Origin of the sequence: Thermus tengchongensis, from assembly GCF_021462405.1 — a bacterium.
GTDB lineage: Bacteria > Deinococcota > Deinococci > Deinococcales > Thermaceae > Thermus > Thermus tengchongensis.
Genome location: NZ_JAKEDU010000002.1, coordinates 401,320 through 411,689, shown reverse-complemented (window position 1 = coordinate 411,689; position 10,370 = coordinate 401,320). Strand labels below are relative to the sequence as shown.

The following is a 10,370-nucleotide window of genomic DNA, read 5'->3' as shown; positions in this document are numbered from 1 at the left end:
CCGCCGGTGGAGCGGGCGTTGGCCCTAAGGCCCACCCCCGCGTCGTTCACCAGTTTGGCCATCCCCGTGGCCACGGGAAAGTAGACCCCGGTGGTGGAACCCGAGCCAATGGTGATGAACTCCTGGGCTAGGCTCAAGCCCAGGAAGGCGATCCCTGCCAATAACGCGTCTTTCAGCCGCATAACCTTACACCTCCTTTACGCCGCAGGCAGTATACCCGTAGCCCCTTCCTTTCCTCAAGCCCTACCTCCCCGCCAGCTGTAGCCTCCGCTCCAGAAGGTTGGTGAAGAAGGTAAGCACGGTGGTGAGGAGGAGGTAAATGGCCGCCACTGCCAGGTAGACCTCCACGGGCCGGAAGGTGGCCGAGATGATGCGTTGCCCGGAGAGGGCTAGCTCGGTGAGGGCGATAACGCTGGCCAGGGAGGAATCCTTGAGAAGGGCCACCACGTTGTTGACCAAGGGAGGTACCACGATGCGCAAGGCTTGGGGCAGCACCACAAAGCGCATGGTATCCACCGGGGAGAGGCCTAAAGACCAGGCAGCCTCCCACTGCCCCTTGGGGATGGCCTGGATGCCCGCCCGCACCACCTCGGCGTTGTAGGCCCCCACGTTGAAGGAAAGGGCGATGAAGGCCGCCCAGTAGGGGGTGAGGGCCTGCTGGGCCTCGGGCCAGAGGGGCTGAAGCAGGAGGGGCAAGGCATTGTAGGCGAAGAGGATCTGCACCAAAAGGGGCGTGCCCCGGGTAACCCAGATGTAGAAGCTAGCGGGAAGCCGCACCCACAAACGCCGGGATAGGCGGAACATCCCAGCGAATACCCCGATGACCAGCCCCGCCAGGCTGGAGATCAAGGTGAGCTTTAAGGTGATCTCGGCACCCAAGGCCATGGCCTGGCCCGCGGAAGCCGCCCGGTCAGGTCCAAAGCCGGTAAGAAGGAAGTAGCGCTCCAGCGCCACGCCCAAAAGGGCGAACAGGCCGAAATACCCCCCAAGGAGGAGGGCCAGGAGCAAGAAAACCCGCAACCAGGATGGCATCTTCACGGCAGGAAAAGGGCCCAGGGCAACCCCTTCACCCCGGGCCCGGGGTTGGCTTACTTACAGCGCACGTCCTCGCCGAACCACTTCTTGCTGATCTGGGCGTAGGTACCGGCCTTCATCAGGTCGGCCAGGGCCTGGTTAAGAGCCTGGAGCACGCTCTTATTGCCCTTGGCCACGGCCATGGCCACCCTTTCCTGGAAGACCAACTCTCCAAGCTGCAAGGTATTCTCCAGCTTCCGTTCCTTGATGGCCTCCTTGGCCACGAACCTGTCGGTGATCCAGGCGTCCAGGCGGCCCGAGAGGAGGTCCTGAAGGGCATCGGGGTCCTTCTGGTAGGTGCGTACCTGCTTAATGCCGGGAATCTTCTGAGCAGCTTCCATGTAGGTGGTGCCGATCTGTACCCCCACCACCTTGCCCTGCAGCTCCTTGGCCGTCTTGGGGCCTCCCTTCTTGCTCACGATGATGCCGCCCGTGCAGTAATGGGGGTTGGTGAAGTCCACGGCCTTGGCCCGCTCCTCGGTGATGCCGTGGGAAGCGATCACGAAGTCAAACCGGCCCTGGTTCAGCTGGATGAGAAGGCTATCAAAGGCCTGGGTGATCCACACGGGCTTCAGCCCCAGTTTTTGGGCTATGGCGTTGCCCAGGTCGATCTCAAACCCCGTGAGCTGGTTCTTCTCGTCAAAGTAGTTGAAAGGAGGGAAGGCCCCTTCCGTGCCGATGCGGATCTCCCCAGAGCGCTTGATCTGATCCAAGGTCCGCACCTGAGCGAAGGCCACGGCCAACCCTAGTACCCCAAGCAGCAAAAGAACCCTTTTCATGCTCACCCTCCCTGATGCACGGGCCGATTATACCGGGTGCCCCCCGGCGGTCAAGGGAAGAGCCAGACCACCCGAACGCAAAGCTTCTCCTCAGCAGGAAGCCCGACCCTTGCCCTGTGGGACATTCGTCCTACAGGGCAGGTGCGATACTTGAATTGCCCCAGTACGGGGGAAAGGAGGTAGGATATGCGGGGGTTCTGGCTTTCAGCCCTCTTATTGGGAAGCCTGTTGCTGGCGGCGCAGGGGCAGACGGGCATCGACCCCTGGAGGATTCAGCGGGGCGGGCAACTCTACGATCACTGGATCAAGGCCAAAGGCGTGCAAACCCCGGCGGGTGACCACCCCCTTTGGGCCCTCCAGACCACCAATACCCGGAAGGGCACCGACACCTGGCGGTGCAAGGAGTGCCACGGCTGGGACTATCTGGGTAAGGATGGAGCCTATGGCTCTGGCTCCCACTACACGGGATTCGTGGGGGTGCTCCAGGTCCGGGGCAAGACCCTCGAGGAAATCGTTTCCCTCCTGAAGGGTGCCAGCAACCCCAAGCACGACTTCAGCCCCTATTTGAGCCAGGAAGACCTCGAGGACCTGGCCCTCTTCCTCAAGTACGGCACCTTAGATATGCGCACCCTCATTGACTACAAGGCCAAGAGGCCCACGCGGGGCAGCTTAACCTCCGGAAAGGCCATCTACCGGGTCTGCGCCTCCTGCCATGGGGAGGATGGCCGGGCCATCAACTTCCTCACCCCGGACAACCCAGAATACGTGGGCACGTTGGCCAACGAGAACCCCCAGGAAGTCCTTCATAAGATCCGTAACGGCCAGCCTGGCAACTTTGTCATGCCTGGGTTCTCCTTCCTCCTGCCATCCCAACTGCAAGACCTCCTCGCCTACCTGCAAACCCTCCCCAAGGAGTAAACCAGGCCACGGCCAAGGGGCCTCGAGAAAGCCGAGGCCCCTTTTTCCCATGCCCCATGCCCCATTAAGCCCAGCGCACCCACTCCACCCGACCAGTAACAGGATGCTTAAGGGCGAGCCTCACCCCGTAGGCGTAGCTCCCTGGGCGGGAAGGGCGGTAGAAAACCTCAAACCCCCCGGACCCCTCTGCCATGGGCACCACCTCCAGCCCCCCGCCTGCGCGGCGCACCACCAGCTGCACTTCCAGGAAAGGCCTTAGGACCTCCGGCACCTCCCCCTCCAGGTAAGCCCGCGCCCGCAAGGGCTCCCCATTCAAGGTCAGATCCCCTGGAACCTCCACCCGAAGGGCCAGGCCATAAAAGGCAGGCAAGGCCTGGTGGAAGGCGCGCAGCACCTCCTGTTCCCCCCTGGCCTTCCCCGCCCACTCCTGCCCCTTTTGGTAAAGGGCCAGGTACTCCCGCACCATGCGGGCGGCGCTGAACCGCGGGCCCACGGTGCGGAGGCTCTCGTGGACCATGGAAAGCCACCCCGAGGAGTAGCCCTCGGGCCCCTTGGCGTAGAAAAGGGGAAGCACCTCCCCTTCCAACACGTCGTAAAGGGCCTGGGCGTCGGCCATGTCCTGGGCTTCCTCATTCTCGTAGACCCGTTCGTCGCCGATGGCAAAACCGTTTTTCCCGTTGTAGGCCTCAGCCCACCAGCCGTCCAGGACGCTTAAGTTCAAGACCCCGTTCAAAGCCGCCTTCATCCCACTGGTCCCCGAGGCCTCCATGGGCCTTCGGGGAGTGTTGAGCCAGACATCGCTCCCATGGACCAAAACCCGGGCCAGGTACATGTCGTAGTCCTCCAGGACCACCATGCGGTCCTCGAGGCCAAACTCCTTGATCTTGGCCACCAACTCCTGGAGGTAAGCCTTTCCGGGCTCGTCCTTGGGATGGGCCTTGCCCGCAAAGACAAACTGCACGGGATAGGGCCCCTGGAGGATGCGGAGGAGGCGCTCGGGATCCTTGAACAGCAACACGGCCCGCTTGTAGGTGGCGAAGCGGCGGGCAAAGCCAATGGTGAGGGCCTCCGGGTCCAGGACGCGCTCCGCCTGGCGGAGGCGGCTTGGGCTCTCCCCGTTCCTGCGGCGTTGCTCGTAAAGGCGGCTGCGCACCTCCCGCACCAGCTCAGCCCTGAGATCCCGGTGGATGCGCCAAAACTCCTCCCCCAACCCCTCCACCCTCCAGGTGGCGGGGTCCTCAGGATGCCGCAGCCAGTCAGGACCAAATACCTCGGCATAATGGCGGCGTAGCCTGGGGTGGAGGAAGGTCCAGGTGTGGACCCCATTGGTGATGTGGCCAATGGGCACCTCCTCCCGCAGAAGCTCCGGCCAGAGGTGGTGGAACATCTCCCGGGAAACCTCCCCGTGGAGGCGGGAAACCCCACCCGCCTGGGCGCTGGTCCTAAGGGCCAGGTTGGACATGGAGAAGACCTTGCCCCAAGGCTTCTCCTCGAGGCCCAAGGCCAAAAAGCCTTCCCGGTCCGTGCCCATCTTCTCCCAGAAGCCCCCCAGGTAGCGCTCCACCAGGTCCAGGGGGAAGGCATCATGCCCCGCAGGGACGGGGGTATGGGTGGTGAAAAGGGCCCCGGCCCGGGCCAGCTCCAAGGCCACCGGAAAGGCATACCCCTCGGCCACCAGCTCCCGCACCCTCTCCAGGCCCAGGAAAGCCGAGTGTCCTTCGTTCATGTGGAAGACCTGGGGGTTGAGCCCCAGGGCCCGTAGAAGCCTGACCCCCCCGATCCCTAACACCATCTCCTGCTGGATGCGCATCTCCAGACCAGGAGCGTAAAGCCTGGCGGTGATGGCCCGATCCTCCGGGGCATTTTCCGGAAGATCGGCGGTGAGGAGGTATACGGGCACGGCACCCACCTGCACCCGGAAGGCCCCAAGCCAGAGGGTACGCCCCGGGAACTCCACCCCCACCCTTAAGGGATGACCCTCCCGGTCCTGCACGGGCAGAAGGGGTAGCTCTTCCGGATGCAGGGTTTCGTACACCTCCACCTGGGCTCCCTCCGGGGAAAGGCGCTGGTGGAAGTAGCCCTCGTGGTAGAAGATCCCCACCCCCACTAGGTTCAAACCCAAATCGCTGGCCGCCTTGATGTGATCCCCGGCCAGCACCCCAAGCCCCCCCGCATAGATGGGTAAGGAACTATGGAAGCCGTATTCCGCAGAGAAATACGCGGTGAGAGGCCCTTGCTTTACCTCCCGTTCCTTGAGGTAGGCCTCCAAGGCCGCCACCACCGCCTGGACCCGGGCGGGATAGGTGCTCCCCGCCAGGGCCTCGAGGCGGGCGGGGTCCACCTCCAGGAGCAACTTGACCGGATTGCCGCGGAAACGCTTCCACAGCGAGGAATCAATCTCTTGGAAAAGCTCTGCCGCCTCCGGATTCCAACTCCACCATAGGTTATAGGCCAGCTTCCTCAAGCCCCTAAGGGCCTCGGGAAGCTCGGGCATGGCGGTAAGGCGCCCCAGTACCCTCATGGGGTGGATTATACCCTTCACCGAAGCCGCCGCCAGAGCTCCGGGCTGAAGAGGAGGACCACGGGAAGGATCTCGATCCGCCCCGCCCACATCTGGAAAATGAGGACCACCTTGGAAACAGGTTGGAGTTCCGCATAGGAACCCATGGGGCCCACCGTCCCCAGCCCGGGCCCTATGTTGCCGATGGCCTGGGCGCTGGCGGTAAAGGCCTCCACAAAGCTCCCCTCCAAAAGGGCCAGGGTCAGGGTGCCGAAGCCAAAGAGAAGGGTGTAGAGAAAGATGAAAACGGAAACCTGCCGCAAGGCCTCCTCGGAAACCACCCGCTGTCCCAGGCGCAGGGGGAGGACCGCCCTGGGATGGAGGGTGCGGGTGATCTCTCGCCTGAGAAGGCCGAAGAGGAGAAGCCAGCGCACCACCTTGATGCCCCCCGCCCCCGAGCCGGCACTTCCCCCCACGAACATGAGGATCACCAGGATGGCCTGGGCCGGCACCACCCACTGGGCGAAGTCCACGCTGGCGAAACCGGTGGTGGTCACGATGGAGATCACCTGAAAGAAGGCATGGCGGAGGCTGGCCTCGAGGCTATACATGTGGTGGGTATAGAGGTAAAGGGAAAGCAGTAAACCCGCAAGGAGCACCAGCAGGGCATAGGCCCGGAACTCCGCATCCTTGAAGAGGGGTTTGACCTCCCGTCCGAAGAACAGCCGGTACTGCAGGAGGAAGTTCACCCCCGCCAGGAACATGAAGAAGCCGCCCAGCCACTGGGCCAAGGGGGGGTAGGCGGCGAAGCTTTGCGGGTTCGGGCTGAACCCTCCCGCTGGGATGGTGGTGAGGGCGTTGGCCAAGGCCTCAAAAACGGGTATGCCCCCCCACCAGTAGGCCAGAAAGGCCAAGGCGGTCAGGGTCAGGTACACCCGCAAGACCGCCTGGGCGGTGTGCCGTAGCCTAGGCGTAAGCCTCTCCTTCTCCACCCCCGTGCTCTCGGCGAAAAAGGCCTGGCGGCCCGCCACCTGAAGCTGGGGGAAGACCACCAGGAAGAGCACCACGATGCCGATGCCTCCCATCCACTGGGTGAAACTTCTCCAGAGAAAAAGGCTCTTGTCAAACTGACCAAAATCCGAAAGCACCGTGGCCCCGGTGGTGGTAAAGCCGGAAACCGCCTCAAAAAAAGCATCCAGGTAACCCAGCCCCCCGGAAACCCAATAGGGTATGGCCCCTAGGGCGGGTACCATCAGCCACAGCAGGGCCACGGTGGCAAAGACCTCGGCCCGGGGCGGCTGGGCCTCCGCATGCCCCACCCCTTGCAGGGCCTTGCCCAATCCCAACCCCAGCACCGCCCCCAGGAGAAACCCCTTGGCGTCCTCCTTCCAGCCCAGAGCCAGGAGGGCGAAGGCCAGCATGAGAAGGCCAAAGCCTTGGTAGGTAAGGCCCAGGAGGTAGAGGCTGGAGCGAAACCCCTGCCTAACCGACGATGCGGGCCACGGCTTCATCCGCCACCTCCCGGGCCACCACCAAAAAGAGCCGGTCGTTGGGCAGGGCCTCGAGGTCCTCGCGGTAGAGCATCACCCGATGATCCCGCTCCAGGGCCACCGGGGCCACTTGGGGCGTGGCCAGGGTCCTCAGGTACCGGGGCCTGAAGCTCTCCGGAAGCTCCACCTCCAAAAGCTCGATGTTCTCGTCCATGGTGGACACATGCTCCACATTCTCGGGCCCCAGGTAATCCAAAACCGCCCGCACCGCCGCCTGACGGGGGGTGAGGGGCAGGTCTATGCCCACCTGCTCAAAGAGCCTGCGGGTTTCCGAGCGGGACACCCGGGTGATCACCTTACCCACCCCAAGCTGCTTGGCCAGGAGGGAGGCCAGGAGGTTCTTTTCGTCGTTATCGGTTACCGCTACCACCGCATCGGCCTCCTGCAAACCCTCCGCCTCAAGAAGCTCCAGGTCGGTACCATCCCCTTGGATGATGAGGGCACCGGGAAGTTCCTGGGAAAGCCACTCGCACCGCTCGCGGCTGGGCTCGATGATCACCACCTCGAGGCGCCGCTTCAAAAGCTCCTGGGCCACCATGAAACCCACGTTTCCCCCACCGATGACCATTACCCTGCGCACGCCCCGCCCCGTGGCGAAGTAGGCCTCCAGCTCAGGGAAAGCCCTTAAGGTGGTGACGAAAAGGATCTTGTCCCCGGGCTCCAGGATGACCTCGGGGTACTCCGGGTGGGCGAAGCTCCAAAAGGTTCCATCACGCACCACCCCCACCACCAAGACCCCCTCCGGCCAGGGAAGCTCGGATAGAAGCCGGTGGGCGTAGGGCCCTCCTTCCTTCACCCGGTACTCCACGAAGCGGAGCCGCCCCTCCGCCAGCACCTCGGTATCCACGGCCCCGGGAACCAGGATCACCTCCACGATCTCCCTGGCCATGGCCCTTTGCGGCCAGAGGACCTTGTCGATGCGGGTACCCAGGATCTCAGCGGTGCGGGGATCGGTGAGCACCTCCACGTACCCCCCCTTGCCCACAAAGCACAGGGTTTCCTTGGCCCCCAGACCCTTAGCCAAAAGGGAGGCCAGCAGGTTCACCTCATCGGAATCCGTGCTGGCGATGAAGAGGTCCGCCCGGTCCACCCCGGCCTCCCGAAGGGCGTCGGGGTCCGTGGCCCCACCCACCACCACCTTCACATCCAGATGGACGAAGCGCTCCTTGGCCTGGGGGTTGCGGTCCAGAACCACCACCTCATGGGCTTTTTCCAGGGTGCGGGCCAGCTCCCCGCCCACCTCCCCGCCCCCGGCGATGACGATGTACATACCGCTCCTATCCTAAACCTGCACCCCGTAAAGGTCGTAGGTGTCCGCCCGGGTGATCCGAACCGGGATCCTCTCCCCCACCCGGGCCGTGCCGTCGGTTTCCACGTAGACCAACCCGTCTATACCCGGGGAATCCCGGTAGCTACGGCCTATGGCTATGCCGGGCTCCGGAAGCTCGTCCACCAGGACCTCGAGGGTCTTGCCCACGAAGCTCTGGTTCTTTCGCAGGCTGATTTCCGCCTGCACCTCCATGAGCCTGGCCTTCCGTTCCTCCTTGACCTCCTCGGGGACATGGCCCGAAAGGGCGTTGGCCTCGGCTCCCTCCACCGGGGAATAGGTGAAGACCCCCACCCGGTCTAGCTCTGCCTCCTGCAAAAAGTCCAGGAGGATCTGAAAGTCCTCCTCCGTCTCCCCCGGGAAGCCCACGATAAAGCTGGAGCGGATGGCGAGCTCCGGCACCACCTCCCGCCAGGCCCTGAGGGTCTTGAGGTGGCTCTCGTACCCCCCGGGGCGGCGCATAAGCCGCAGGATGCGCTCCGAGGCGTGCTGCAGGGGCACGTCCAGGTAGGGCAGCACCTTGCCCTCGGCCATGAGGGGAAGAAGCTCCCGCACATGGGGGTAAGGGTAGACGTAGTGCAGCCGTATCCAGGCTCCAAGCTCCGCCATGTGGGTAAGGAGGTCCTTAAGCTCCGCCTTCACCAGGCGGTCACCCCAGAAGCTTTCCCGGTGGCGGAGGTCCACCCCGTAGGCGGAGAGATCCTGGGCGATGAGGAGGAGTTCCCGGGTGCCCGTGGCCACCAGTCGGGCGGCCTCCGCCAGGACCTCCCCGGCGTCGCGGGAGCGCAAGCCTCCCCTCAGCTTGGGGATGATGCAGAAGCTACAGCGGTGGTCGCATCCCTCGGAAAGCTTTAGGTAAGCGTAGTGCCGGGGAGTGAGCTTCACCTGGGGCGGGATAAGGTCCAAAAGAGGGTTGCGGGATGCAGGAAGCACCTCCTGCACAGCCTGCAAGACCCGCTCCACCTCCCCCGGGCCGGTGACCTCCAGCACATTGGGGTACCTTTCCCGAATCACCTCGGGCCTGGCCCCCAAGCACCCCGTCACCACCACCTTGCCGTTTTCCCGCAAGGCCTCCCCGATGGCCTCGAGGCTCTCCTCGATGGCCGGGGTGATGAAGCCGCAGGTGTTCACCACCACCAGCTCCGCCTCCTCGTAGGTGGAGCTCGTCTCGTAGCCGAGGGCCTTCAGCCGGGAGAGGATCTGTTCCGAGTCCACCAGGGCCTTGGGGCAGCCCAGGCTCACAAAGCCGATCTTGGCCATAGACCTCCAGGAGCCCCATCAGCCCAAAGGGCCATCCTCGGGGCTCCAACAAACCAGTATAGCCCCCCTCCAAGCTTCCGCATCATGGGGCTTCAAAGCGACGGGTAAGGGGCTTCCCCGGCTCCCCAAAGGGCCCAAGGTCCTTGCCATCCAGAAAAACCCGCACCGCCCCGGGGTTCCCCGAGCGCACCTCCACCGGGAGGTCAAAGCTGAGCTCCGCCCCCACCTCGGGGATGCCCTCGTACAGGCGCTTATCCCCCCGGGTGACCCTGAGCCAGCTCCGGCCCTCAAGGCGAAGCACCAGCTTCCCCGGGGAAACTTCCGCTTGGGGATTGCTAGAGGTGGGCGCAGGCGAAGGCTTGGGAACCAGGCGGTACCTCAAGGAGAGGTCCCGGTCCAGGTTCACCTCCTCCTCCACCGGCTCGTACCCGGGTAGCTCCAACCTAAGAAGGCGCCTGCCTCCTTCCAGGGGTGGCGAGGCCAAGGGCGTCTGGCCCAGGTAGAAGCCATCCAGGTACACCCGGGCTCCTGGGGGCTCGCTTACCACCCGAAGCCCATAGCGCTCCGGAGGCTTGGGCGGGGGCTCAGGGGGCAGGCTTACCGTCTGCGCGGGGGCTGGACGCAAGACCAGGTAGGCCCCATACCCTAAGGCTCCCAAAAGGGCCAAGGCCAGCAAAAGAAACCAGGGGAAAGGGCGCCGGGAAGCCGGCGGGGGTGGGGGCGGAAAGGTGGGGGCCAAGGGATAAAGGGCCAGAAGGGGCTCGGGATCCAGCCCCAGGAGAAGGGCGTAGCGCCGGAGGTAGCCCCGGGCCAAGGCGGGTTCGGGGAGCTCCTCAAAGCGGCAGGCCTCGAGGGCCTCCAGCACCCTGGCCTTCAAGGCCAACCGCGCCGCCGCCTCCTTAAGGGAAAGCCCCTTCTCCTCCCGGGCCCGCCTTAACCTTTCCCCCAGTTCGCACACAAGG

8 protein-coding genes and 1 pseudogene are annotated in these 10,370 nt (G+C 64.2%); 1 reads left to right on the top strand and 8 read right to left on the bottom strand.

Annotation, left to right across the window (positions count from 1 at the left end; genetic code table 11):
- The 3 genes and pseudogenes from L1087_RS04530 to L1087_RS04520 all read right to left on the bottom strand — a co-directional run.
- Nucleotides 1–182: pseudogene (locus L1087_RS04530) on the bottom strand (TAXI family TRAP transporter solute-binding subunit); the annotation flags it as partial.
- A gap of 61 nt (nucleotides 183–243) precedes the next feature.
- A complete protein-coding gene (locus L1087_RS04525; protein ID WP_038042166.1) occupies nucleotides 244–1,032 on the bottom strand; it encodes an amino acid ABC transporter permease in 789 nt (262 codons plus the stop codon).
- Nucleotides 1,033–1,088: 56 nt separating this feature from the next.
- Complete coding sequence (locus tag L1087_RS04520) at nucleotides 1,089–1,853, bottom strand: ABC transporter substrate-binding protein (protein WP_234557823.1); 765 nt, start codon at nucleotides 1,851–1,853, stop codon at nucleotides 1,089–1,091.
- A 186-nt stretch (nucleotides 1,854–2,039) separates the two neighbouring features.
- Here L1087_RS04520 and L1087_RS04515 point away from each other — a divergent pair, with 186 nt between their 5' ends.
- Complete coding sequence (locus L1087_RS04515; protein WP_234557822.1) at nucleotides 2,040–2,771, top strand: c-type cytochrome; 732 nt, start codon at nucleotides 2,040–2,042, stop codon at nucleotides 2,769–2,771.
- Between the two features lie 64 nt (nucleotides 2,772–2,835).
- Here the strand turns inward: L1087_RS04515 and glgP are convergent, their stop codons facing one another.
- The 5 genes from glgP to L1087_RS04490 form a co-directional block, all read right to left on the bottom strand.
- Nucleotides 2,836–5,292, bottom strand: a complete 2,457-nt coding sequence (gene glgP, locus L1087_RS04510; protein WP_234557821.1) for an alpha-glucan family phosphorylase — start codon at nucleotides 5,290–5,292, stop codon at nucleotides 2,836–2,838.
- Between the two features lie 17 nt (nucleotides 5,293–5,309).
- The gene (locus L1087_RS04505; RefSeq protein WP_234557820.1) at nucleotides 5,310–6,782 is read right to left on the bottom strand and encodes a TrkH family potassium uptake protein; all 1,473 of its coding nucleotides are present in this window, start codon (nucleotides 6,780–6,782) and stop codon (nucleotides 5,310–5,312) included.
- On the bottom strand, nucleotides 6,754–8,091 hold the full coding sequence (gene trkA / locus L1087_RS04500) for a Trk system potassium transporter TrkA (protein ID WP_234557819.1): 1,338 nt from the start codon (nucleotides 8,089–8,091) through the stop codon (nucleotides 6,754–6,756). The genes L1087_RS04505 and trkA overlap by 29 nt, the downstream gene beginning before the upstream one ends.
- A 12-nt stretch (nucleotides 8,092–8,103) precedes the next feature.
- Nucleotides 8,104–9,408: a 30S ribosomal protein S12 methylthiotransferase RimO gene (rimO, locus tag L1087_RS04495; RefSeq protein WP_234557818.1), complete on the bottom strand. Its 1,305-nt coding sequence runs from the start codon at nucleotides 9,406–9,408 to the stop codon at nucleotides 8,104–8,106.
- A gap of 82 nt (nucleotides 9,409–9,490) precedes the next feature.
- Complete coding sequence (locus L1087_RS04490) at nucleotides 9,491–10,366, bottom strand: RodZ domain-containing protein (protein WP_234557817.1); 876 nt, start codon at nucleotides 10,364–10,366, stop codon at nucleotides 9,491–9,493.
- Between the last annotated feature and the right edge of the window lie 4 nt (nucleotides 10,367–10,370).